Annotated in this window: 16 protein-coding genes and 1 pseudogene; 9 read left to right on the top strand and 8 right to left on the bottom strand. The window is 72.1% G+C overall.

Annotated features, from left to right (window positions below):
- Nucleotides 1-148: 148 nt before the first annotated feature.
- The gene (locus tag F7R91_RS08710; protein ID WP_150946174.1) at nucleotides 149-1,048 is read left to right on the top strand and encodes a helix-turn-helix transcriptional regulator; all 900 of its coding nucleotides are present in this window, start codon (nucleotides 149-151) and stop codon (nucleotides 1,046-1,048) included.
- 254 nt (nucleotides 1,049-1,302) lie between these two features.
- On the opposite strand, the gene F7R91_RS08705 is transcribed toward F7R91_RS08710, so the two are convergent.
- Entirely contained in the window at nucleotides 1,303-2,151 is an 849-nt protein-coding gene (locus tag F7R91_RS08705) for a LysR family transcriptional regulator (RefSeq protein WP_150946172.1), read from the bottom strand.
- Nucleotides 2,152-2,255: 104 nt separating this feature from the next.
- Here F7R91_RS08705 and F7R91_RS08700 point away from each other — a divergent pair, with 104 nt between their 5' ends.
- Together F7R91_RS08700 and F7R91_RS08695 are read left to right on the top strand one after the other, a co-directional pair.
- A complete protein-coding gene (locus F7R91_RS08700; protein WP_150946170.1) occupies nucleotides 2,256-2,981 on the top strand; it encodes an SDR family oxidoreductase in 726 nt (241 codons plus the stop codon).
- Between the two features lie 52 nt (nucleotides 2,982-3,033).
- Nucleotides 3,034-3,942, top strand: a complete 909-nt coding sequence (locus F7R91_RS08695) for an SDR family oxidoreductase (protein ID WP_150946168.1) — start codon at nucleotides 3,034-3,036, stop codon at nucleotides 3,940-3,942.
- A gap of 99 nt (nucleotides 3,943-4,041) precedes the next feature.
- Here the strand turns inward: F7R91_RS08695 and F7R91_RS08690 are convergent, their stop codons facing one another.
- A complete protein-coding gene (locus tag F7R91_RS08690; protein ID WP_225320572.1) occupies nucleotides 4,042-4,599 on the bottom strand; it encodes a hypothetical protein in 558 nt (185 codons plus the stop codon).
- A gap of 527 nt (nucleotides 4,600-5,126) precedes the next feature.
- On the opposite strand from F7R91_RS08690, the gene F7R91_RS08685 reads away from it, so the two are divergent.
- The 3 genes from F7R91_RS08685 to F7R91_RS41930 all read left to right on the top strand — a co-directional run bounded on the left by F7R91_RS08685 (nucleotide 5,127) and on the right by F7R91_RS41930 (nucleotide 8,831).
- A complete protein-coding gene (locus F7R91_RS08685) occupies nucleotides 5,127-5,639 on the top strand; it encodes a hypothetical protein (RefSeq protein ID WP_150946166.1) in 513 nt (170 codons plus the stop codon).
- A 20-nt stretch (nucleotides 5,640-5,659) separates the two neighbouring features.
- Nucleotides 5,660-6,064: a hypothetical protein gene (locus F7R91_RS08680; protein WP_150946164.1), complete on the top strand. Its 405-nt coding sequence runs from the start codon at nucleotides 5,660-5,662 to the stop codon at nucleotides 6,062-6,064.
- Between the two features lie 937 nt (nucleotides 6,065-7,001).
- The gene (locus F7R91_RS41930; RefSeq protein WP_191971406.1) at nucleotides 7,002-8,831 is read left to right on the top strand and encodes an endo alpha-1,4 polygalactosaminidase; all 1,830 of its coding nucleotides are present in this window, start codon (nucleotides 7,002-7,004) and stop codon (nucleotides 8,829-8,831) included.
- On the opposite strand, the gene F7R91_RS08655 is transcribed toward F7R91_RS41930, so the two are convergent.
- The gene (locus F7R91_RS08655; RefSeq protein ID WP_150946163.1) at nucleotides 8,828-9,277 is read right to left on the bottom strand and encodes a winged helix-turn-helix transcriptional regulator; all 450 of its coding nucleotides are present in this window, start codon (nucleotides 9,275-9,277) and stop codon (nucleotides 8,828-8,830) included. The genes F7R91_RS41930 and F7R91_RS08655 overlap by 4 nt on opposite strands.
- A 117-nt stretch (nucleotides 9,278-9,394) precedes the next feature.
- Between F7R91_RS08655 and F7R91_RS08650 the strand changes: the two genes are divergently transcribed.
- Both F7R91_RS08650 and F7R91_RS08640 read left to right on the top strand, forming a co-directional pair.
- A complete protein-coding gene (locus F7R91_RS08650; protein ID WP_150946162.1) occupies nucleotides 9,395-10,285 on the top strand; it encodes an NADP-dependent oxidoreductase in 891 nt (296 codons plus the stop codon).
- Nucleotides 10,286-10,651: 366 nt separating this feature from the next.
- Nucleotides 10,652-13,357: a protein kinase domain-containing protein gene (locus tag F7R91_RS08640; RefSeq protein WP_225320571.1), complete on the top strand. Its 2,706-nt coding sequence runs from the start codon at nucleotides 10,652-10,654 to the stop codon at nucleotides 13,355-13,357.
- A gap of 62 nt (nucleotides 13,358-13,419) precedes the next feature.
- On the opposite strand, the gene F7R91_RS08635 is transcribed toward F7R91_RS08640, so the two are convergent.
- From F7R91_RS08635 to F7R91_RS08625, 3 genes are all read right to left on the bottom strand, one after another.
- Nucleotides 13,420-15,747 (bottom strand): lamin tail domain-containing protein, encoded by a 2,328-nt coding sequence (locus F7R91_RS08635; RefSeq protein ID WP_150946161.1) that lies wholly within the window; start codon nucleotides 15,745-15,747, stop codon nucleotides 13,420-13,422.
- A 174-nt stretch (nucleotides 15,748-15,921) separates the two neighbouring features.
- Nucleotides 15,922-16,407 carry a hypothetical protein gene (locus F7R91_RS08630; RefSeq protein WP_150946160.1) on the bottom strand — a complete coding sequence of 162 codons (486 nt, stop codon included), beginning with the start codon at nucleotides 16,405-16,407 and terminating at the stop codon, nucleotides 15,922-15,924.
- 12 nt (nucleotides 16,408-16,419) lie between these two features.
- Entirely contained in the window at nucleotides 16,420-17,907 is a 1,488-nt protein-coding gene (locus F7R91_RS08625) for a long-chain-fatty-acid--CoA ligase (protein WP_150946159.1), read from the bottom strand.
- Between the two features lie 165 nt (nucleotides 17,908-18,072).
- On the opposite strand from F7R91_RS08625, the gene F7R91_RS08620 reads away from it, so the two are divergent.
- Nucleotides 18,073-19,242, top strand: a complete 1,170-nt coding sequence (locus tag F7R91_RS08620) for a PucR family transcriptional regulator (protein WP_150946278.1) — start codon at nucleotides 18,073-18,075, stop codon at nucleotides 19,240-19,242.
- Nucleotides 19,243-19,318: 76 nt separating this feature from the next.
- Here the strand turns inward: F7R91_RS08620 and F7R91_RS42575 are convergent, their stop codons facing one another.
- Entirely contained in the window at nucleotides 19,319-23,182 is a 3,864-nt protein-coding gene (locus tag F7R91_RS42575) for a BTAD domain-containing putative transcriptional regulator (protein ID WP_225320570.1), read from the bottom strand.
- A gap of 679 nt (nucleotides 23,183-23,861) precedes the next feature.
- Nucleotides 23,862-24,062: pseudogene (locus F7R91_RS08605) on the bottom strand (hypothetical protein); the annotation flags it as partial.
- Between the last annotated feature and the right edge of the window lie 25 nt (nucleotides 24,063-24,087).

The following is a 24,087-nucleotide window of genomic DNA, read 5'->3' as shown; positions in this document are numbered from 1 at the left end:
GGGGGCGTGTCCGTCCTCGCACCGGTCGGGCCCCGGAGGATCGGGGCACGCACCATGTAACGGGAGGCGGTCGTGACGGGGGAGTCTTTGCTGTGAGGGGTACTGACAGGGTCCCCCACCCATTGCGCGGCCTGCCTACCCTGTCCTGATGGACAACCGGGACGCAGTCAGTGCATTCCTCCGCTCCCGACGCGACAGGATCACCCCCGAGCAGGCGGGTCTGCCGGCGTACGGTCAGCGGCGGGTGCCCGGACTGCGCAGAGGTGAGGTCGCGACGCTCGCCGGGGTGAGCGTCGAGTACTACACCCGCGTGGAGCGCGGCAACCTCCAAGGTGTCTCCGACAGCGTGCTGGACGCCCTCGCCCGGGCCCTGCGGCTCGACGACACCGAGCGCATGTACCTGTACGACCTCGCCCGCGCCGCGGGACCGGCGCCCCAGGCGCGGGCACGGCAGCGGGCGGTTCGGCCGACGGTGCGGCCCAGCGTGGCGCGGATCGTCGAGGGGATGCCGGGGCTGCCGGCGTACGTGATGAACAACCGCCTCGACGCGCTGGCCGCCAACCGGCTGGGCCGGGCCCTGTACTCGGAGATGTATGCCGACCCGACCTGCGGTGCGAACGTCGCCCGGTTCGCCTTCTTCAACCCTGCAGCCAGGCGGTTCTACGCCGACTGGGAGCGCATGGCCCGCTTCGCTGTGGGCGCGCTGCGCATCGAGGCGGGGAAAAACCCTTATGACCGGGAGCTGTCGAACCTGATCGGTGAACTGTCCACCCGCAGCGAGGTCTTCCGCGTGATGTGGGGATCCCACGACGTGCATGTCTTCCGCGAGAGCATGAAACGCCTCAACCATCCCCTCGTCGGCGACCTGGAACTCGATCAGGAGACCATGAGCCTGCCGGACGAAAGCGGCCTGAGCGTGGTCGTCTACAGCGCGCCGCCCGGAACCGCCGCCGAGGACGGCCTGAAGCTGCTCGCCAGCTGGTCCGCCACAACCGGACAGGAGCAGGACGCGGAATCCACGAGCAAACCGTCGGCCGGGCAGCCCTGACGGGTGCACCGGCCCTTCCGGCGCGGCCCTTCCGGCGTTCAGCAGCGGCTGTCACCCGGCGCGGCAGACCGGTGAGTTCGGCGATCGCCTCCGGGGATGGCTTGAGGTAGCGGCGGACGTTCCCAGTCGCCCTGACCTGCACGCTCATCCGCAGGATCCGCAGGATCCGCGACACGAGCGGCAATGCCCCTCGCCTGCGGCCTCATCTGCTGGAGACGCCTCAAGTGGACGCGCCCATCATCGTTTTACGGCTGCTAGAGACGTGTCGCGGCCCGGACGAGCCCGGCGACGGCTCGGGACCGGCTGTGGGGCGGCCATGCGATGACGGTCGTGACCGTCGGCGCGTCCAGCACCGGTACGGCGGCGAGATCGTCGCGCAGCTGGGCTCGGCACGACTCCGGCGCGATCCAGCAAGCGCGGCCGAGGGCGATCAGCTGCAGCAACTGCGCATGGTCGCGAGCCTGCGGGCCGGGGCCGTCCGGGTACGTACCGTCGGGACGGGGCCAGCGCGGCAGCGGCAGGCCGGGCAGCTCGGTGACCTCGGCCAACGGGACGTGGGCCCGCACGGTGAGGGGATGCCCGGCCGGCAGCACCACGACCTGTCCCTCCGTGCGGAGCTCTTCGGTGTCGAACCCGGACGTCGCATCGAACGGCCGGTGCAGCAGAGCCACGTCGGCCCGGCCGTCGCGCAGCAGTCGTTCCTGCTCGCCGATCCCGCACAGGAGCAGATCCACGGTGACCGCATCGGGTTCGGCGGCGTAGGCGTCGAGCAGTTTCGCCAGCAGTTCGCTGGACGCGCCGGCCTTCGTGGCGAGGACCACGCCGGCATGGCCGGTCGCGGCGAGGGCAGCGCGGCGGGTGCGACGCTCGGCGGCCTCGACCGCGTCCAGTGCCGCCCGGGCCTCGCGCAGGAGCACCGACCCGGCCTCGGTCAGGGTGACCGCGCGGCTGGTGCGTTCCAGCAGCTGCGCCCCGAGGCGTCGTTCGAGCCGGCGGATCGCGCGCGACAGCGGGGGCTGCGCGATCCCGAGCCACTGCGCGGCCCGCCCGAAATGCAGCTCCTCGGCGACGGCGACGAAGTACCGCAACTCACGTGTCTCCACGCCGCGATGGTACTCACCCCCATCGGGATCGATACCCGTGGGGTATCGCTGCACACCCAACCGGTGTTGGCCAACTCCCGCCGGGCCCGGACAGGATCTGTCGTATGAGTGAACAGACGATCGCGCTGGTGACCGGCGCGAACAAGGGCATCGGGTACGAGATCGCGGCCGGTCTGGGCGCCCTCGGCTGGAGGGTCGGGGTCGGCGCCCGGAACGAGGAGCGTCGCGAGGCCGCTGTGGCGAAGCTGCGGGCGGGCGGCGTCGACGCGTTCGGTGTGCCCCTCGACGTGACCGACGACGCGAGTGCGGCAGCCGCCGCCGGGCTGATCGAGGACCGGGCCGGGCGCCTCGACGTGCTCGTCAACAACGCAGGCATAACCGGCAGCGCGCCACAGATGCCCACCACCGTCGACCCCGCGACGGTGCTGGCGGCCGTGGAGACCAATGTGATCGGCGTCATCCGCGTCACCAACGCAATGCTGCCGTTGCTGCGTCGCTCGGTAGCGCCACGGATCGTCAACATGTCCAGCAGCGTCGGCTCGCTCACCCTGCAGACCACTCCCGGCGCCGAAACGGGCCCGATCGCCGTGGCTTACGCGCCGTCGAAGACGTTTCTCAACGCCGTCACCGTCCAGTACGCCAAGGAGCTGGGCGACACGAACATCCTGATCAACGCCGCCTGTCCCGGCTTCTGCGCGACCGACCTCAACGGTTTCCGCGGCGTCCGCACCCCGGAACAGGGCGCGGCGATCGCGATCCGGCTCGCGACCCTGCCCGACGACGGCCCGACCGGCAGGTTCTTCGACGACGCAGGGGAGGTGCCGTGGTGACCCGAATGTCCGTGAATGACATCGACGCACCATCGACCACAGGGGGTCCCCCGTGCGCATCTTCGTGACCGGTGCGTCCGGCTGGATCGGCTCCGCTGTCGTCCCCGAACTGCTGCAAGCGGGCCACAAGGTGGTGGGTCTCGCCCGCTCCGACGCCTCGGCCGGCGCCCTGAAGGCCGCCGGTGCCGAGGTCCACCGCGGATCGCTCGACGACCTCGACGCCCTGCGGAGCGCCGCGGCAGCGTCCGACGGCGTCATTCACCTCGCCTACAAGCATGCGGAGGCGTTCTCCGGCGACTTCGCGGCCGCGATGGACGCCGACCGTCGCGTGATCGAGGCGTTCGGGGAGGTCCTGGCGGGCTCCGACCGGCCGCTGGTCATCGCCTCCGGCCTGGCCGGGCTCCGGCCCGGCAGGCTCGCGACGGAGGACGACGTGCCGGACGTCGCCCTGCCCGGCGGCGGGCGCAGCCTCGCGGCGCGGGCGGCGCTGGCCTTCGCGGACCGGGGTGTGCGCTCCTGCTGCGTGCGCCTCCCGCCGACGGTGCACGGTGACGGCGACCACGGCTTCGTCGCGCGCCTGGTCGGCATGGCCCGCAAACACGGTGCCTCCGGCTACATCGGCGACGGCGCCAACCACTGGCCCACCGTGCACCGGCTCGACGCCGCGCGCCTGTTCCGGCTCGCGGTGGAAAGCGCCCCGACGGGGTCGGTGCTGCATGGCGTCGCGCAGGAGGGCGTGCCGACCCGGGCCATCGCCGAGGCGATCGGCCGGGGCCTCGGCCTGCCGGCCGTGTCCGTCGCCCCGGACGCGGCCGAGCCCCACTTCGGGGGACTCGCTCTCCTCTTCGGCCTGGACGTGCAGGCATCCAGCACCCGCACCCGGCAGCTGCTCGGGTGGCAGCCGACCCACCAGGGCCTCGTCGAAGACCTGGACGAAGGCCACTACTTCAGCGGAAGCTGACCGACTCGGTGGTCGCCCTCGCCGTGCGCCATCGCAATCCCGTGGGTCGGGTGTTGCGACGATCATTAGAACCCAAGGACTCCGGCGGGGCACACCTGTTCAGTACGGGGCCATCTCCAGGTCGCCGATCACCGTCAGACCGACCAGGGCCGCGAGCCACGGCGCGCGTTCGGCCTCGGCCTGCTTGACGTGGACGAAGACGGTGTGATCGGTCGCGGGCTCCTCCAGTTCGAGGTCACGGACGTGCGTGCACAGCGTCACGAACGCACCCCTCGCGCCACCGACACCCAGGCCCACCTCCGGGGCCTCGGGCCAGCCCATGAAGTCCCACCGCACCGTGGCGGGGCTGTCACCCACCACGTCAAGGAAAGGCCCCACCGTCTCCGGCGGCCGGGCCACGGCCCTCAGCCGGACGGGGAAGTGCGCCGACGGATCGTCCCCCTTCACCGACGAGCCGCCCGTGTCCCCTTCGGTGAACCACTGGGCATGCGGAAGCAGTTCCAGCAGCGGTGTGAGAACGTCCCCCGAGGAGATCAGGGCCTCGAAGTCGACGTCGAGGTCCGTGAGATCGGCGATGGAGAGCAACCGCTCGACAATGCGCAAACCCTCGGAGAGATCCGCCGTTCTCAGAATGGGCTGCGCGCAGGAGTTGGACACGGCGGCGATTCTGTCACCGAGGAGCGGGCCGCGGTGGGCGGTCAGCGTCGACGCCGAACACGTCACTGCACTCAGGCCGAGCTGACACCGCCGATGGCTACGGGCGAAGGTTGCCTGGTCCACGGCGGTCCCGTCCGTCGGCGTGATCGAGCCGCGGGCTGATCGCCTGCTCGACGCCTTCGCCCAGACCTGAGGACGACAGCCGTCGTGGTTGCAGCGGCGGCGAGCTGCGACCGCCCGGCGTGGTGGGCACTCACGAACGGCATGCTGGGGCGGGGTGTTGGGACTTGGGCACGGTCCTTCGAAGGACCGTGTCGCACACCGTTCACCCGGCCCGGCGGGGGGTGGCGTCGATCAGTCGGCGACGGCCGCGCCCACCCCTTCGAGCAACCCCTCATCGGCCAGCTCTGGCATGGGTCTTTGTACGCCACAGTGTGGGCCGTTCGGCCCATGTCCAGCGTTCACGCCCGCCCCTACATTTTCGGCCAGTTGAACATGCTCACAGCAAACCCACAGGGAGGTGGGCAATGAGCTTCACGAACCGCGAGGTGTGGGGACTGATCCACGGCATGGTCCTCGGGGCGGTGTTTCTGCTCGGATTCGCCGGCGGACTGGCCGACCTCTACGGGCTCAGGACGGCACTGCTCACCGGCACCGGCGTCGTCGAGCGAATGCGGCGGCTGAAAGTCGGGGTCACGGCGATGGCGGTGGCAGCCTGGGGGACCGTGATCACCGGCACCTGGGTCGTCTATCCCTGGTACCGGGAGGCGGCCCCGGACAGTGCCAAGTCCAAGCTGCTGGCCAATCCGGACACCTCCGACTGGCACAAGTTCGGCATGGAGTGGAAGGAGCACATCGCCTGGCTCAGCCCGATCCTGGCCACCGTGGTCGCCTTCATCGTCCTGTACTACGCCAACACTCTGATCCGTCACGAGCGGGTACGGCGCACCACGCTGCTGCTGCTCGTGCTGGCCTTCGCCTTCGCTGCGATCGCCGGGGCGTTCGGCGCCTTCATCACCAAGGTCGCACCGGTCCAGTAGGCCGAGAGGGAGTGAGCGAGATGTCCCAGCACGAGGAAAGCGCGCAACGCGCGGACGACCAGCAGTCCGTACCGGCCCCTGCTGCGGCGGACGGCACTGTGGACGGCGACCGGCCGGAAGGGCCGATCTCCGCCGCGATCATCGCAGCCGGCGTCGGTGCGGCGGCTCTGGGCCTCTTCACGACGTTGGCCGAGGCCAGCAAGGGCGTGGCGGACTGGCTGCAATGGAACGACCAGGTCGGCCCGCTGTCCGGCAAGACCATCATGACGGTGATCGTCTGGCTGGTGTCGTGGGTGGTCCTCCATACGGTGTTCAGGACCAAGGAGCAGGAGACCGCCCGGGCCCTGACCGTGGCACTGGTTCTGATCGGACTCGGTGTCCTGGGCACTTTCCCGACGTTCTTCCAGCTCTTCGCACCCGAATAGTCGGCCCTTCGTCATCGGCCCCTCTCACCCCGGCCGTCCGTCGAGGTGAACAAGGCCACGGTTCCGTGCGTCTGATCATGCCCGCATGCCCGCATGCCCGCACCGCACCCGGCGTCCACTCCCTCATCGGGGTGGACGCCGGCACGGCGAGGCCGAGCACCTCATCCACCACCCGATCGTCGAACTCGGCTTTCCACCCGCGCGGTGATCGTCAAGTCCCGTAAGTCCCGAAGGATGACAGACGAAGAGAAGCGGTCCAGTTCCAGCCGCTCCAGTAAGGCCAAGACCTTTGCGCGCAGTTGTCCTGGCCCGGCAGAACGGCCGTGGCGAGCGGACGGCATGCTTGCCCCGTAGGGACGCGCCGCTTGGTCGTGGCCCATGGGCGAAGAAACCCGCTCGCCGCCGTCTCCGCCGGCTACATCCGGCTGGCCGCCGACCGCACGGCCGCGGCGGGCGCCGGCGTTGACCGGGCCACCACCACCGCGGGCCGCCCGACGCTGGCTCCCGGCCGACGCCTGCTGGTGGTCGGCGACCGCCATCTCGTCACCGTCTCCCGGGACGACCCGAAGCGGCCCGAGAGCGGTCGCCCCGCTGGAGTGCGTCCGCGTCCATGCCGCGGCAGGCACCGGCGTCTGCATCCATCCCGACTCCCCGTGGTCCTACCGCCTCGTCGTGCTCGACCGGGACCTCCGCCACAAGCGCGCCTTCCCGGTCCCCGGTCTGCCCAACCGGGCCCGGGTGTGGGCCAGTGGCCGCATGGTGGCATGGACGACCTTCGTCGGGGGCGACTCCTACAACAGCGCCGCGCCTGCTGGTACCCGACTCCGAGTCCCCGGCCGCACTGGACTGACCCGGCCCGGAGCCCTGTCACCTCGGTACTACTCTGATGCCCCGGTACAGCTCTTCAAGGCGTGGCACAGGGGAAAGGTGACCGGTGATGTCGCTGAACCGCGGCGATGCGGACTCCATCGGCGACTATGCACTGGTCGACCGGCTGGGCAGCGGCGGCATGGGTGTCGTGTATCTGGGCCGCTCCACCTCGGGACGGCGGGTCGCGGTCAAGGTGGTGCACGCGCAGTTCGCGCAGGACGAGGAGTTCCGGGCGCGTTTCCGGCAGGAGGTCGCGGCGGCCCGCCAGGTGAGCGGGGCGTTCACGGCACCGGTGGTGGACGCCGATCCCGACGCCGAACAGCCGTGGATGGCGACGCTGTATGTGCCGGGCAGCACGCTGTCGGACACCGTGGCCAGGGACGGCCCGCTGCGTGGACCGGAGTTGCGTTCGCTCGCGCTGGGCCTGGTCGAGGCACTTCGGGACATCCATCAGGCGGGCCTGGTGCACCGGGACCTGAAGCCGAGCAACGTCCTGATGGCCGAGGACGGACCCCGCGTCATCGACTTCGGCATCTCGCGCGCCGTCGACAACCAGACCCTCACCGTGACCGGACGGCTGATCGGCACCCCGCCCTTCATGTCGCCGGAGCAGTTCGCCTCGCCGCGGGACGTCACCCCGGCCTCGGACGTGTTCTCGCTGGGGTCGCTCCTGGTGTACGCGGCCACCGGCAACCGCCCGTTCGACGGCGAGAGCCCCTATTTGACGGGCTATCAGGTGATGTACGAGGCACCGGTCCTGGACGGAGTCGCCGAACCCCTCCGGAGCATCGCCGGACGCTGCCTGGAAAAGGACCCGGCCGCTCGGCCCGGACTCGCCGAACTGCACCGGTTGCTGCAAGCGCTGCCGGATTCCGAGGCGCCGGGCGCGCCGACAGCACCGATAGTGCAGGGCGCGCCGACAGCGCAGGGCGCCCCGACAGTCCCGGGAGTGGCCGGCGCGGCGGAAACCCGTCGGCAGGGGTCCCCCGCACGCCCCGTGCCGCGAGGCCTGACCACCGCCGGGGGGAAGGGCGGAACGGACAGCACTCGACCCGGGCACGGACAGCCACGTCGAGGGCGGCGCATCCTCCTCGGTCTCGCCGTAGCCCTGGCCGTCACCGCAGTGGCCATCACGGCACTGAAAGCCGGTTCGCAGTCGCCCGCCGCGCCCGCCGCGCCCTCCGCCCTGGTGACGCCACCGCCGAAGCATGTGCCGTGGGACTACCAGATCGGCGGCGCATATGCCCCGCAGTCCGGTGTGCGGGTGGTCAGCCGCAGCTATGAGGACGCGCCCTCGCCGGGTGCCTACAACATCTGCAACATCAACGCCTTCCAGGCGCAGGACGGTGCGGAGCGCGACTGGGACTCCGACCTGCTGCTGCGCGACGCCGGAGGCGATGTCGTCTATGACGAGGACTGGGGCGAGGCCGTCCTGGACATCCGAACGGACGCCAAGCGGCAGCGCATCGCCGCCCAGGTGAACGCCTGGATCGACGAGTGCGCGGCCAAGGCGTACAAGGCCGTCGAGCCCGACAACTACGACGCCTTCACCCGCTTCCCGAAATACCTCACGGCGGACCAGACCAAGGCGCTGATGAAACTGCTGTCGGCGCACGCCCACGACAAGGGCCTGGCCATCGCCCAGAAGGGCACCCTTGAGCTGGTGGCCGACCGTGCCTCGGTGGGCCTGGACTTCGCCGTGGTGGAGGAGTGCGGCGAGTGGAACGAGTGCGGACAGTTCGCCGAGGCGTTCGACAACAATGTGCTCGTGGTCGAGTACTCGGCGAAGGGTCTGTCGCAGGCGTGCTCCGGCTGGAGCGGCACACTGAGCATCGTCCGCCGCGACGAGTCGGTCGTGCCCAAGGGCACGGGCGGCTACCTCCACGAGACCTGCTAAGCGGCGGGGACCGGTTCGTTCAGGCCTGGCACTGCGCTGCGCCCGGAGGGCGCCTCAGCGTCGTACGCCTCCCGTGCCTTGTTCACCTCTTCGATGTTGGTCTCGGCCCACTCCTTCACCGCGGTCATGAGACCGCTCAGGCTGGTGCCCAGCGCGGTGAGTTCGTAGTCCACGCGGACCGGGACCGACGGGGTCACCGTGCGGGACACCAGGCCGTCCCGTTCCAGTGAACGCAGTGTCTGCGTCAGCATCTTGGGGCTGACGCCCGCGATCCTGCGGCCGAGGTCGCTGTAGCGCATCGGCCCGCCCGTGAGCGCGCTGATGATGAGGCCGGCCCACTTGTCGCTGATGCGGCCGAGGAGTTGATGGGTCGGGCAGCTCTTGAGGAACGCGTCGTACTCGATCCGCGCCTGCTCGCGGCGCTCCGCCGCGGTGCTGGTTGCCATGAGGGCACCTCCGGGTGGGGTACGCACCTTCAGGTGCGTACTTACTCATGGATAGTAGCCATCCATAGGGTTGTTGCATCACCACGGAGACTTTCCGGCTTTCAGAGGAGATGTGTGATGCGTGCTGTTGTCGTGACGGAGTTCGGCGGACCCGAGGCCGTGCGGATCGTGGACAGGGAAGTGCCGGAGCCGGCCGCCGGTCAGGTGCGGATCAAGGTCGCGGCTGCGGCGCTCAACCCGGTGGACGCCGGCGTCCGTTCCGGCGCCTTCGGCGAGATGAGCGGGCCCCTCGGGCTCGGCTGGGACGTGGCGGGGACGGTCGACGCGACCGGTGCGGCCACGGACTGGGCCGTCGGCGACGCGGTGGTCGCGCTGCACGCGGGCATGGTGAAACCGCTGGGCTCGCATGCGGAGTTCGCGGTCGTGGACGCCAGGGCGGTGGCGGCGGCGCCCGGGTCGGTGGACGCGGTGCACGCGGCGACCCTGCCGCTGAACGCCCTGACCGCCGCCCAGGCCCTCGATCTGCTGGACCTCGAGGCGGGCCGGACACTGCTCGTCACCGGTGCGGCGGGCGCCGTGGGCGGCTATGCGGTGCAACTGGCCGCACACCAGGGCATCGAGGTCACCGCTCTCGCGGGTGAGGCCGACGAAGCTCTCGTACGTCAGCTGGGTGCCGCCCGTTTCGTGGCGCGCGGGGACCTGCCGGGCGCGCACGACGCCGTCCTGGACGCGGCCGTCCTCGGCGGGCCGGCCCTGGGGTGGGCACGTGACGAGGGCGCCTACGCGGGCGTGATGCCGCACGCCAAGCCGGCTTCGGTGCGGGGGATACGTACATCCGCGGTGGAGGTCACCGCGGACGGCGCTCGGCTCGGGGAACTGGTGGCGCTGGTCGACGCGGGGACGCTCACGACCCGGGTCGCGCAGACGTACTCCCTGGAGGAGGCGGCGAAGGCGCACGCGCGGCTCGCGGAGGGCGGGGTGCGGGGGCGGCTGGTGCTGCTGCCGTGACGTCACATCTGGCCGGCCTCATAACTACCGGTACGTAACGCAGTGCAGGCATTGGTGACATGGCGTGACCTTCGACACATCGGAGGTCGTCGGACGTTTGACCTGCTCCAGCCGGGATTTGTTGCTCATGGCGCACTGTTCGCGCAGGGAGGCCACGTGTCACCCGATATCTGATGGCTCGTCAAGTCCGGTTTCCGGGGGCGGAAACGAGGGCTGGACAGCGATGTTCGGGTGAAGGCAAACAGCCGTACGAACTGGACTCGTCCGCCACAGCAGCCTCTAATGTGTTGCCCGACCCCCTCCGGGCCTCTCCCCCCACAGTGCGGGGGACTCCGCCCGTCCCACCGAGAACAGGCGGCTGAGGGCATGACACCACTGCGCCCAGAAGATCCCGAGCAGTTAGGTCCGTATCGGCTCGTCGCCCGGCTCGGAGCCGGCGGTATGGGCCGGGTGTACCTGGCGGTCTCCTCGGCCGGCCGCACCGTCGCGGTCAAGGTCCTCCGCCCCGAGATGGCGGAGGACAAGAACTTCCGCATCCGCTTCCGGCGCGAGGTGGAGGCCGCGGCGGCGGTCGGCGGCGTCTACACGGCCCATGTGGTGGACGCCGCACCGGACGACGAGACGCCCTGGCTCGCCACCGAGTACATCCCCGGCCCCACCCTGGCCGAGGCGATCGCCGAACACGGGCCGCTGCCCGTGGACACGGTCCTCGCGCTGGGCGCGGGCATCGCCGAGGCGCTGATCGCGGTGCACGCCGAGGGGCTGGTGCACCGCGACCTCAAACCGTCCAACGTGCTGCTCGCCGCGGACGGCCCTCGGGTCATCGACTTCGGTATCGTCCGCGCCCGAGACGGCTATGAACTCACCGGCACCGGCGGCCTGTTCGGCTCGCTCGAGTACATGTGCCCCGAACAGGCCACCGGTGATCCGATGGGGCCGGAGGGGGACGTCTTCTGCCTCGGCTCGGTGCTCACCTTCGCCGCGTCCGGACACGCGCCGTTCAGCGGGGCCGGGGCCGCCGCCCTCCTCTACCACGTGGTCCACGGCTCGCCCGACCTGACCGGGGTGCCCGAACCACTCGGCAAGATCATCAACCTCTGTCTCGCCAAGGACCCGGCTCTGCGCATCGGCCCCGACCGGCTCTCCGCGGCCTGCGCACCGAACGGCGCCGAACAGATGCTGACGGAGGGCTGGCTGCCCGCGCCCGTCGCCGAAACCATCGCCGGCTACCGGGCGGCCGTGAGGGACCTCGACCTCCTCGCGCGGACGCCGGCCCCCGTGGAGGCCTGGGCCGACCCGCCCGGCACGGTTCCGCCCGTGTCCGGTCTGCGCCGGCCGGCCCATACGACGGTGCGGCGCCCGGCACAGGACCCCGCCGCCGTCCACGGCAGGGACGGTGCGACCGACTGCCCGACGGGCGTCCACGGAGTGGGGGGCGCCGGTGACCGGGGCGCCGATGGGGCGGGGGGCGCTCGTGGGGGCGGTGGCGGCGGTGGAGTTGGTGGCGGGCGTGGAGCGGAGGGTGGCAGTGGGGCGGAGGACGGGCGTGGAGTCGGTGGCGGGCGTGCGGAGGGCGGCCGTGGGGCGGACGGTGGACGTGCAGTTGGTGGCGGGCGTGGAGTCGGTGCCGGGCATGGGGCGGACGGTGGACGTGTAGTCGGTGGCGGTCGGGGAGCCGGTTTGGGCCGTGGATCGGGTCGGGGCCGTGCAGCCGGCGGTGGTCGTGAGGCCGGTGGCGGTCATGGCGTCGGGCTGGCCGTCGAGCCGCCGGTGCAGGACGACTTCCTCCCCCCGGAGGGACCGGCCCTCCCCTCGGCGGGATCGTCTCTCCCCTCGGAGAGGCCTGCGCAGGATCGTTCAGCCGCGTCGGTTCCCGCGCCCGCAGCCGCGCACCGCCGTGCCTCCGCACGCCCCCGCGTCTCCCGGCGTACGCTCCTCGCCGCCGCCGCGGGCACGGCCCTTCTCGGGGCCCCGGCGCTCGCGGTCGCTCTCAAAGCGGCCGGCGGACAGCGGGCCCGCCGGCTCGGCCCGGCTCCCGAGCCCCGCTGGGTCTACCGCGGCGAACCGCTCGTACAGGCACCTGCCGTCTTCAACGAGGGCACGGCCCTGGTGAAGACCCGCCCCGGCACCATGGTCTGCCTCGACCTGGAGAACGGCTCCCGGCCCAAGTGGGTGTACCGGGGCATCAGCCTCTCGCCCACCCCCGTCCTGCTGACGTACGGCGCCGCGGTCGCGCTCGGCACCGGCGCGACACTGATCGGTGTCGACCCGGTCAGCGGCATCGAGCAGTTCACCCTCGACTTCGGCGAGGACTTCCGGTTCGACCAACTGCTCGGCAGCTGCAACGGGTACGCCGTCTCCGTCCTCGGCGCCCGGCTGCAACGGCAGTCGGCGGAGCAGGGCGTCGCGACCTCCACCAGCACCGTCTTCGGCGTCGACCTCAGGGCCCGCCGCGCCCTGGTCATACCGATCGACCGGGAGGACGTCGGTGTCGATCTGCGCCCCGTCATCACCCCGGACTACTTCGTCTACGCCGACGGACTGCGCAACGTCTCGGTCCGCAACGCCCGCGACGGCGGCAGCCTGCTCTGGCGGCACCCGGTGGGCCATGACCTCCGGCCGGGGCTGGCCGTGCTCGGCCGGACCGTGTTCGCCCTCGGCTCCGAGCTCATCGCCCTGGACCTGGGCACCGGAGAGCTCCGCTGGCGGGCGAGGGCCGAGCGCGGCTCGTTCGCCTCGCTCGGAGTGGGCGGCAGCACGGTCTACGTCACCGGTACCGATCCCCATGGAGTCCATGCCTTCGACGCGGCGAACGGCTCCCGGCGCTGGTTCTGCGAGACGCCCCGCCTCAATGTCGACACCCCGATCGCCGTGGGGGCGCACGCCGTCTACGTTCCGGCCTTCGAGACCAGGAACGGCTTCTACGCGATCGACGCCGCCCCCGGCCGTCTGCTGTGGAACTTCACCGACGGCCGGGAGACCGGCGTCAACAACTGGCAGCTCTCCTGCGACGGGGCCGGGCACCTGGTGGCCCAGCACTTCGACCGGGTCTACGGACTGCCGGCCGCCTGAACACACGCGTCGGGGACGCGTCCGGAGCGACCGGACGCGTCCCCGACGGTTCGGTCCGAGAGTCAGGGCAGCGGAATGCGGACGACCTGCGGGTCGTGGTCGCTGAGCTGGCCGGCGAACTCGGAGTTGACGTGGACGATGTCGTAGTCGTACGTCGTGGCGGCGAGGCTCGACGACAGCAGGATGTGGTCGAGCACCTGGGAGTTGCCCTCGTAGACGTAGGTGTAGCGCTCAGCGGCGGGCAGGGTGCGGGGCAGGTCCACCAGGGCGTTGTTCGCCGTGAGGATGTCGGCGGTCTCGGAGAACTCGAAGTCGTTCAGGTCGCCCAGCACGATCACCGAGGCGTTCACGTCGACGGCCAGGATCTGGTCGACGAAGCTCTTCACCAGGGTGGCCTGGTTGTGCCGCTGGGTCTCCGAGGAGTGGCTGGGCGGCTGGAAGCGCCCGAACAGGGGCTGGTCTCCGCCCTTGGAGTTGAAGTGGTTGGCGATGACGAAGACCGTCCGGCCGTTCCAGGTGAACTCACCGGCCAGCGGCTTGCGGCTGGAGGAGAACGCCGAGTTGGCCGGGGCGATACGGCCGGGCGAGTACTTCAGCGAGGGCACGCCGCCGCTGTTGAGGACCGCGTTGGCCCGGGTGGCGGTCCCGCCGGAGCGGTCGGTGAAGGCCAGCCCGCGGTCGGTGCGGTACAGGAACACCTGCCGGATGTTGCCGCCCGGTTCGCCGCCGTCGGCGTTGTTCTGCGGGTTGATCTGCCGGTAGCTGTAACCGGGGCCGCCCGCCGCGGTGATCGCCGCGATCAGCTTGGTCATCGTCTGGTCGCAGGCGACCGTGCCGTTGTCCGTGGCCCCGTTGTTGTCCTGGACCTCCTCCAGGGCGACCAGGTCGGGCGACTTGAGGTGGGTCACGATCTGCCCGGCCAGCCCGTCGAACTTCGACTGCGGGTCGGACGGGTCGAGGTTCTCCACGTTGAACGTGGCGGTGGACAGCTCACCGGCGGTGGCGGTCCGGGTGGTCTCGGCCGCGATGCCGCCGCCGGTCACCGTGGGGCTGCCGGTGGCGAACAGCTTGAAGTTGCCGAAGGAGTAGTCGAGCACACCGGTGGTGGCGCCGGACAGGGTGTCCCCGACGTTCGCGGTCGGGGTCGCCGTGAGCGCGTCGTCCACGAGCACCCGCTCCGGGTTGGTGTCGCCGGACTGCAGCACGATGCCGCCGCGGCCGGTGCGGGTGGTGCTGCCCGGCGGGACGACCGGGATCTCGCCGAAGCTGTTGCGCGGGCCGACCACGGCGGCGTCGTCGAGCTCGACACGCATCCCCTCCATGGACTCCCAGAAGTCGATGCCGTCGCTCGCCGGGTCGAAGACGCCGCTGTTCTCCACGTCTCCGGTGGCGTCGTCCTCGATCACGGCGGCGGGCGGGACGCGACCGCCGGAGCCGACCACCGTGGGCGCGGGCAGCGTCGCACCGGTCGCGACGACGGTGACGCTCGGGGCGGTGATCTCGGTGGTGGTCAGGTTGTTGGTGCCGCCGGTGCCACCGGGCCGGTACTCGCTGACCGTTCCGCCGACCGTCACCGAGTCGCCGACCGCGACCGTCGGGGCGGTGCCGGTGTAGACGAAGATCCCCTCGCTGGTGGCGGGGTCGGTGTCGGGCTGCGGGTCCTGCATCCAGAAGCCGGTGCCCGACTCGGCGGTCACCACGCCGGCCACGCCGCTGACCTGCTGGCCGCTGCGGGAGGAGCGGTGAGCGGTGCCCTGGATGTCGCGGATCCGGGTGCCACCGTCGCCACCGCCGGAGCCGGCGTTGCGCGGGTTGGGCGCGGTGACCGTGAAGTCCGCGGAGTTGTTGTCGGTGTCGGTCGCGCCGCCGCCGCCTCGCAGTGCGGCGGTGGTGTTGGACAAGGTGCCGGTCGGCGCGGTCTCGTACGAGCCGGCGCTGCTGCCGTAGCCCACGAAGTCCCGCACCCCCGCCTGGGTCGCGCAGCCGGTCGCGCAGGTCAGCGGAGTGGTGCCGGTCACCAGGGCCACCTTCGCCGAGGTCGCGCTCATCGCGATGCCGCCGGTGGCGTCCGGGGTGGGCAGGGCGGAGCCGCTGCCGGCCCCGGCGGCCTCCTGCACCAGGTAGTAGTGGCCGGGCGCGATGCTGCCCGACAGGGTGGTGGTCGACCAGGTGGAGCCGGACGCCGAGGCGTACTGGACGGTCCAGCCGGATACGGACACGGTGCTCGTGCCGCGGTTGTACAGCTCGATGAAGTCATGGGTGTACGGGGCGCCCGAGTTGCCTCCGCCGCCGTAGACCTGGCTGATCACGATGTCCGAGGAGACCGCGTACGCGGCGCCCTGGGACGGTGCCAGCAGGCCTCCGACGGCTGCCGCGGTGGCCGCGGCCACCGCGCACCGGCGTGCTGTTCTGCTTCTCCCTGGCTGCACTGGATCCTCCCGACTGCAGGCGAAACCGACGCCGGGAACTTTGGCAGCGGAAGCGGCGCCTACGCGCGTTCACCCGCCAACATCCAGTGAACAAAAGCAGAAGCGGCAGGATGAGCCTGCCGGAGCGTGATCGGTTCAGCTGCTCTTCGCCGCCTGGACGGCATGGCGCAGCCTGCCCCTGAACGAGGCCCCGGCCGGATCGTCGCCGAGACCGATGTGCAGCGACGAGGCCTCGGACGAGTCCGACCAGCGGGTGGTCACAGACACGCCGCTGTCGACGGCAAGCCGCTGATCGACCTCGGTCACGGTGATGTCGCCCAGCCGTCCGGAGCAGGCGCTGGTCGTCCCCGTCCGCACATCGGTCACCGCGACGAGCAGATGCCGCGGCAGCAGCACCACGGCGGTCCGTGATGCGCGCAGCGGCCCGCCGCCGAGCAGGCGGGAGAGAACGCCGGGACGGCGGCGGGGCATGCTGCGGGTCTCCACACAGCCGACCAGGACCGCGGCGATGTCGCCGAGCAGTTCGGTCTCGGCCTCAGCCTGCAGGGCGGCGCGCAGCGGGGGATCCAGGTCGTCCCACGCGCAGAGCCGGCTCGTGCGGTCGTACAACGGTTCAGGCATGCGCGGATGGTCTCACCCCGCCGGCGCGCTGATCTCCCTCTTCAGGATCTTGCCGCTGGGGCCGGTCGGCAGGGTGTCCATGAGCCACACCTCGCGCGGGTACTTGTACGCCGCCACCCGCTCCTTGACGAACTGCTTGAGCTCGTCGGGCGTGGCCTGTGCCTTCGGGCGCAGTACCACCGCGGCCGCGATCTCCTCGCCCAGATGCGTGTCCGCCACGCCCACCACCGCGGCCAGCGCGACGGCCGGGTGCTCGTGGAGCACCTCCTCGATCTCGCGCGGGTAGACGTTGTAGCCGCCGCGGATGATCATGTCCTTCTTGCGGTCGACTATGTAGAAGTAGCCGTCCTCGTCCTGGCGCGCGAGGTCGCCGCTGCGCAGCCAGCCGTCCGGGATGGTGGCCGCCGTCTCCTCCGGGCGGTTCCAGTACCCCTTCATCACGTTCGGCCCGCGGACGGCCAGTTCGCCGATCTCACCCGGGGCGACGTCCCTGCCCTGGTCGTCGAGGAGCCGCACCTCCACGTCCCTGATCGGGGTGCCGATGGACCCGGCCTTGCGCGGCCGGCCGGGGTGGTTGAACGTGACCACCGGGCTCGTCTCGGACATGCCGAAGCCCTCCAGCACGACACAGCCGAAGCGACCCTCGAAGCCGTGCAGGATCTCCACCGGCAGCGACGCCCCGCCGGAGACACACATCCGCAGCGTCGACACGTCCGCCTCCGACGGGTGCTGAAGCAGCGCCGCGTACATGGTCGGTACGCCCTCGAAGACCGTCGCCCGGTCGCGGGCCACGGCGTCCAGCACGGTCTGCGGGTCGAAGCGGGGGATCAGGGTGAGCGAGGCACCGGCGCGGACGGCCACGCTCATCGTGCAGATCTGGCCGAAGATGTGGAACAGCGGCAGACAGCCCACCACCACGTCCTCCGCCGTCATCCGCTGCACATGGACCGTGTTGACCTCGGTGTTGTGCCGCAGCCCGGAGTGGGTGAGCGTGGCGCCCTTGGGGCGGCCGGTGGTACCGGAGGTGTACAGCAGCACGGCCACGTCCTCGCCGTCCGGCTCGCTCACCTCGGCCAGCGGCTCGTGCCCGGCCAGCAGTTCCGCGAAGGCGGCGGGCTCGACGGCCATGTGGCGCACTCCGGCGGCGGCCGCTCCCTGCGCGCCCTCGCCCGGCGCCTGGTGCCACTCGAAGAGCATCACCGCCCCGGAGTCGCCCAGGTGGTACTCGGACTCCCGGGACTTCAGCAGCGGGTTCATCGGTACGACGACCGCTCCGGCGCGCAGCACGCCGTAGTACAGGACGACGAACTCGGGAACGTTCGGCAGCATCAGGGCCACCCGGTCCCCCGGTCGTACACCCTCGGCCCGCAGCAGCGCCGCGGCGCGGGCGCTGTGCTCGTCGAGCTCCGCGTAGCTGGTGACATGCTCCCCGAGGCGCAGCGCGGGACGTTCCGGCTGCCGCCGTGCCGTCTCCACCAGGAACTCCGCCAGATTGGCCATGACCCGCCTCCACGCATATCACCGTCGAAATCCGCCGTTCACGTGGACGACATCGTGCTGATGTCGGCGGCGACGGCCTACGTGCGGCACGACAGCGTCTCCCCGCCCGGATTGTTCGTGAAACCAAAACCATCGCATTAAGCTGCGGGAATGGACTTCTCAGGGGTGGCGTCGGCGCTCCATGCGAAGCTGCCGGAACTGGGTGAGCGGATGGCGCGGCGCATCCGCTCGGACGTCGACGCCTACCGGGACGAGTCGCTGATCCCGTACGACTCGCTGCGCCGCTCCTGCACCGCCAACGCGGACCTGCTGCTGAACCAGCTCAGCCGCGCGGTCGCCCAGGACCCGAGCCCGGCCCGGGAGACCGGCCGGCTGCGCGCCGAGCAGGGCGTGCCCCTGGCGGACACCCTGCACGCGTACCGGATCGGCTTCGAGCTCCTGTGGACGGAGATCCTCCTCGAGGCACGCACCCACCCCGAGGTCACCGACGCCCAACTGGTGTCCCAGTCCGCCGAGATCTGGGCGCTGTTCGGCCGCTACGCGGAGGCGGTGGCCGCAGCCTACCGGGAGACGACCGCCGAGCTGACCTCGCAGCGCCAGGCCCGGCGCTCGGCACTGGTGGAGGCGCTGTTCACCGGCGTCATCGCCGACCGCACCCTGTGGGAGGCCGCCGCCGAACTGGGCCTGCCCGAGCACGGGCCCTACGTGGTCGCCGCCGCCGCGGCCGGCGCACCCGGCGAGGAGCCGCTGGCGGGAACGGAAGCCGCGCTGCGTCACGCACAGGTCATGTCCGCCTGGCGGCTGCTGCCCGACCAGCAGATCGGACTGATCGCCCTGCCCACGCCCACGGCGGAGGGCACCTGCCTGCGCATCCTGCGCCGCGCCCGCGCCCGGGTGGGCGTCAGCCCCAGCTTCCCCTCGCTGCGGGACACCCCACAGGCGCTGCGCTTCGCCCGGCTGGCCCTGGCCGGGCTGCGGGGCACCGGCCCCGGGGTCGCCCGGTTCGACGACGACCCGCTGGCCATGGTCGTCGTCGCCGCACCGGCCGAGGCCGCACACCTCGTGGAGGTGGTCCTGCGGCCCCTTATCAACCTCCCGGCAGCGGAGCGCGCCCGGCTCCTGGAGACCCTGGAGCACTGGTACGCCGCCGCCGGCTCCGCCACGGACGCGGCTCGGAGTCTCTTCGTCCACCCCAACACCGTCCGCTACCGGCTGCGCCGTATCGAGGAGCTGACCGGCCGCTCCCTCTCCGATCCCCGAGCGGCGGCGGACATCGGCGCGGCGCTCCTCGCGGTCCGCCGGGCCGACGCGTCCTTCAGTCACCGGACTGCGTAGCAACTCGGTACCGGGGGCAGGGGCGGTCCTGTTCACCTGCACCTCACCTGCACCGGCAAGATCCATCAGGCCTGGGTCAGGCCGTGGGTCTCCCGTCGATCCTGCGGGATTCCAGCTCCGCCAGCGCGGACAGGCCGTGCGCTCCGCAGCGCTCGGACAGCCGTCCGGCCTCGGCCAGTTCGGCCCGGGCGGCGGCCGGGCCGCTGGGCAGTCCGGCCAGCGCGGCTCCCGCCCGGATCCGGGCGATCGCCTCGTACAACGGCATACGGCAGGCACCCATCTCCGCCGCCGCCCGGTGCGCGCGGTCCGCGGCGGCGGCGAAGTCCCGCCGGGCCAGGTGGATCTCGGCGCGCGCGAGGTCCACGAAGGCTCGCTGGTGACGGGGACCGTCCGCCGTCACCGCCGACGCCGACCGTGCGGCCCACTCCTCGGCGGCGCCGGTGTCGCCCCTGGCCAGCTCCGCGCTGACCAGCACCGCGAACCACAGGGACCGGGTCGGCGCCTCGATCCTGGGCAGTGCGGGGCCTCCACCGCCCCGGACGAGTGTGCGTACGGCGGCGTGGGGATCGCCGTGGAGCAGCAGCGTGTTGCTGAGCACCCCGAGCGCCACGGCCCGCACCCCGGTCGGGTCGGGGCCGTCCTCGGCGGCGTAGCGGTCGATTCCCGAGTCCTCGAAGATCTTCAGCGCGCCGGGGACGTCGCCTCGCCACAGATGGACCGCGGCGCGTACGGCGGTGGCGAACGTGGACGCCTCGTCGCTGCCGACGAAGGAGGCGGTCTCCAGCGCCTCGTCCGCGCACCGGTCCGCCTCGTCGAGGTTGCCGAGGGAGAGATGGGCGTACGCGGAGACCGCGAAGAGGTCGGTGAGCAGCATGCTGTTGCCGGTACGGCGGGACAGTTCGAGCCCGCGGTCGAGCCGGACGAGCGCGGACTCGTACCGGCCCTGGAGGTAATCCGTCCATCCGGTCACGATCAGGGCGTCGAGGTACCCCGGCTCGTCGCGTTCCGGCTCGTCGAGCGCCCGGTCCAGCGTCCGGAGTTCGTGGAGCGCGCGGGTGTGCTGCCCGGCGGAGGTGCAGGCCAGGGTGAGCAGGCCGCGGGCGGTCGCGGCCTGCACCGGGTCACCGGCCGACTCGGCCGAGCGCAGGGCGCGTTCGCTCCAGTGCAGCGCGGCGGGGAAGTCGTCGGTGCGCTGCGCCACGGCCGCCAGCACCTGCTCCAGCTGCGTGGTGCCGGCCGGTTCCGGGCCGGCGCTGCCGGGGACCCCCGGGCCGCGGCGGCCGGCGAGCTCCGGGCGGCCGTGGTCGGCGAGTTCGTGCCGCAGCAGTCGTACGGCCTCGTCGTAGCCGCCGAGCATCCACTCCATGGTGGACAGGGCCACCACCACCCTGACGCGGTCGGCCCCGGCGTCGGCGGGCAGCAAGGGGCGCAGGGCGCGCAGCAGTTCACGGCTGTCGGACAGCCGGCCCGCCGTGCCGAGCGCGGTGGCCCGCTGGAACCACAGGTCCGTCCGCCGCCGCCCCTCCTCACCCAGCAGCCGCAGTGCCTCCGCGGTCCAGTGGGCGGCGGAGGACGGGGCGATGGTGAGCACGCTCCGGGCGGCCCGGGCCAGCAGTTCGGCCGCCCGGCCGTCGCCCGGCTGGGCCGAGCGCTCCACATGGGCCGCCTGCGCGGTCAGCGGCGCCCCGGTCTGCGCCAGATGCCGGGCGGCACGGGCGTGCGCGCCGATCCGCCAGCCGACGCCCGTCCCCTCGTACACCGCGGCCCGCACCAGCGGATGCCGGAACCGGAACCGGCCCGCGGCACCCGCCGCGCGGACCAGGTCTCGTTCGGCGAGGTCGTCGAGGGCGGCAAGGACGTCTCCCCGGTCGCCGTCCGCCACCGCGGCCGTCGCGTCCGCCGTGAAGGAGTCGCCGAGCACAGCGGCGGCCTGCGCGGCCGTCCGGGTCCGGTCCGGCAGACCCTCCAGTTCGGCGAGCAGGGCGTGCCGTACGGGGAGGGGCAGTTCACCGACGTCCGTGACCGGGGCGAGCGGCGCGTTCGTGGTGAGCCGGCCGGACGGCAGCCGGGCCAGGGCCTCCAGATAGAAGGGATTGCCGCCGCCGGCCTCGTACAACTGCCGCCAGCGTCCAGGGCCCAGGCCCTTGCCGTACAGCGGCGCGGCGTCCTCGGCGGACAGCGGGCCCAGCTCCAGGCGAACCGCGCGGCCCTCCGCCTCCGCGCGGGCCAGACCGGTGGACAGCCGCGGTGAGAGCTGACGCGGCCGGTGGGCGAGCGCGAGGAGCAGCGCGGCCCTCGGAGGGTGCCGCAGCAGATGGTCGATCAGTTCTACGGTGCCGTCGTCGGCCCAGTGCAGATCGTCCAGGGCGAGCACGAGCCCGCGGTCGCCGCTCACGGCGTCGAGGAGCGACCGTACGGCTCCGTGCAGCCAGTAGCGCTCGGCGCGGGCGGCACCGCGCTGCGGGGGCAGGCCGTCACCGAGCGCGGGGAAGACGGCGCCGAGGTGGCGGAGCGTGGCCGGGGGCAGCCGGGCGGTCGTGGCGGCGGACGTGAGGTGGTCGTCGAGCGCGTCCACGAAAGCGCCGTACGGTGTCGCCGGGTCGTACTGCGCACCGCGGCCCGCGAGCGTCAGGAGCCCGTGCCGGCCTGCCCTTTCGGCCAGTTCGTCCAGCAGGCGGCTCTTGCCGATGCCGGGTTCGCCGGCGATGTCGAGGATCCAGGGGCGGATGGCCGGGCCGGCTGTTCTCGCGGAGGACGTGCAGTGCGCGATCGCCCGTTCCAGCACGGCCAGTTCGGGCGCGCGCCCCACCAGGGGGCGGGCCGGGCGGGCGCGGACTGCCTCCGGGAGCGGTGGTGACGATGCCGGACGCGGACGTACGGCCGGACGCCGGTCCACCGGATCCCCGCGCAGGATCGTCTCGTGGACGCGCCGGGTCTCCCGGCCCGGATCGGTACCGAGTTCCTCGGCCAGGCGCTCGCGCAGCGCCGCGTAGCGGGCCAGTGCCTCCGGGGCACGGCCGGAGGCGCTCAGCGCGGTCATGAGGGCGGCGGTCAGCGGCTCCACGAGCGGATACTCGCCGACCAGTTCGGCCAGCCGTCCGGTCACCGCCGCGTGGTTGCCGCACCGCAGCTCGGCGTGCGCCCACTGCACGACCGCGTCCAGGTAGCGCTGCCGCCAGCTCTCCCGGACCCGCGCCGCCCAGTCCCCGCCCAGCCCGGCCAGCGGCTCCCCACGCCACAAGGCACCCGCCTCACGCAACAGCCCCGCCCGCTCGGCATCCGGGCACCCGGGCTGCCCGGCAAGCTCCACGGCCCTTAGGAACCGATGCAGATCGATCTGCTCCGGTGGCACATCGAGCCGGTAGCCACCGGCACCGCGCAGGAGCCGGGGTACAGGGCCGGGGCCTCGGCGGGGGCTGTCTCCGCCGGGTTCGGCGGGGCCGCCCGCTGCAGCCCGGCCGTCGCCGGCGCGGTCGGCCGCCGGGTCACCGGTGTCGGGGCCCGCCCAGCCCGGCCCCCCGCCGATTGCAATGGAGCCGGTGTCAGGGTCGGTGTCGGTGCCGTCCCAGCCTCCGTCACCGCCGGACCTCGCCCGCCCGACGGCGCTCTCACCGCCCCCGATCGCGGCCTTGCCCGAGCCCGCGCCGTCACCCGCCACCTCCCCGGCCCCGCCAGAGCCGGAGTCACGTTCCGCAGACGCCGCAGACGCCGCGGCCGCCAACGTCCGGCGGATGCGTGCCGCATGGGAGTACAGCGACGCCCGGGCCTCCGCCGGCGGGTCCTCGCCCCACACCCGGTCGATCAGGGTCTCCAGCGGGACCGGGCGGCCCGCGTCGACGAGCAGGGCCGCCAGCACCGCCCGGCGCTGCGGCGGACCCAGCTCCACCGCCCGGCCCGCGACGCGTAACTCCAGCGGGCCCAGCAGCAGAAACTCCGTCATCACACCCCTCCGCCGTTCGCCGAAGGCACGTTCAAAACCGAGGAACCGCCTCATCACACCAGGTGCGGGTCACCTCGACAAGGTTCTGCCAAGGTTCTCGCCAGGCCGCCCGCGCACCATGGGTCGCAGACGCCGTCGCGGCCGAACGGGGCGCGTGAGAACCCGCTTTCAAGGAAACCGGGGAACCGGGGGAGACGGGGGAGTCGGGGGCGACGGGGGACCCCCCGGACCCGCCGCGACGGCGTCCGCATGTTCCGGCATGTTTCGGCGGCATATCCCTGACGTGGGCATGCCTCGGAGTGCGGATGGGTAAGAGCGCGGCAGGGGCGGACGTCCTCCCCAGGAGCTGCTCGTGCACGAGCCCCGACGCACCAGGAGGGCCATGAACCGCCAGACCCGCGTTCGCGTCATCCGCCGTCCCGCCGCTCCCCGCGACGTGCCGATCGACCGCAGAACGCCTTCGGGCCGCCTGCTCCCCTACTGACCGAGACCCAGCGGCACAGACCCGGCGCGCCCGCGGTTCGCGGCCGGACAACTGCGCGAGGACCTCGCAGGGTTGCGTGATGTGATGGTCCGTCTGTTCACACCCCCGATTGCGCCGTTGAGCAGTGCGCATGGTCCTTGGCCGTGCGCCGTGACGTGATCTCTGTGCACCGCCGGAGGCCTGCGACTTCGTTTACTCCATGCCGGGGATGACGGCAGTGACCGGGATGCCACTGTCCAGGGCGATGTCTGCGAACAGTTGGTCGGCGCCCGCTGCCAGACTCGTGAGGGCCTCCACCTCGCCCTCGACGCCGAGTTGCGTGCGCATCCCGGAACACACCGACGGCAGGACGGAGGCGGGAATCGACCGGTGCCCGGTGACACCGATCCGGATGATGGCCGGCTTCACGAGAAGGCCTACT

Origin of the sequence: Streptomyces luteolifulvus, from assembly GCF_008806595.1 — a bacterium.
Lineage (GTDB): Bacteria > Actinomycetota > Actinomycetes > Streptomycetales > Streptomycetaceae > Streptomyces > Streptomyces luteolifulvus.
This window is presented reverse-complemented; position numbering and strand designations above follow the sequence as displayed.

Bases quoted from the DNA above. Each gene is read 5' to 3' on its own strand.
- F7R91_RS08650 (WP_150946162.1), top strand. From the start codon at position 9,395: ATGCGTGCTGTTGTCGTGACGGAGTTCGGCGGACCCGAGGCCGTGCGG.
- F7R91_RS08710 (WP_150946174.1), top strand. From the start codon at position 149: ATGGACAACCGGGACGCAGTCAGTGCATTCCTCCGCTCCCGACGCGAC.
- F7R91_RS08625 (WP_150946159.1), bottom strand. From the start codon at position 17,907: ATGGCCAATCTGGCGGAGTTCCTGGTGGAGACGGCACGGCGGCAGCCG.
- F7R91_RS08680 (WP_150946164.1), top strand. From the start codon at position 5,660: ATGTCCCAGCACGAGGAAAGCGCGCAACGCGCGGACGACCAGCAGTCC.
- F7R91_RS08630 (WP_150946160.1), bottom strand. From the start codon at position 16,407: ATGCCTGAACCGTTGTACGACCGCACGAGCCGGCTCTGCGCGTGGGAC.
- F7R91_RS08685 (WP_150946166.1), top strand. From the start codon at position 5,127: ATGAGCTTCACGAACCGCGAGGTGTGGGGACTGATCCACGGCATGGTC.
- F7R91_RS41930 (WP_191971406.1), top strand. From the start codon at position 7,002: ATGTCGCTGAACCGCGGCGATGCGGACTCCATCGGCGACTATGCACTG.
- F7R91_RS42575 (WP_225320570.1), bottom strand. From the start codon at position 23,182: ATGACGGAGTTTCTGCTGCTGGGCCCGCTGGAGTTACGCGTCGCGGGC.
- F7R91_RS08700 (WP_150946170.1), top strand. From the start codon at position 2,256: ATGAGTGAACAGACGATCGCGCTGGTGACCGGCGCGAACAAGGGCATC.
- F7R91_RS08640 (WP_225320571.1), top strand. From the start codon at position 10,652: ATGACACCACTGCGCCCAGAAGATCCCGAGCAGTTAGGTCCGTATCGG.
- F7R91_RS08655 (WP_150946163.1), bottom strand. From the start codon at position 9,277: ATGGCAACCAGCACCGCGGCGGAGCGCCGCGAGCAGGCGCGGATCGAG.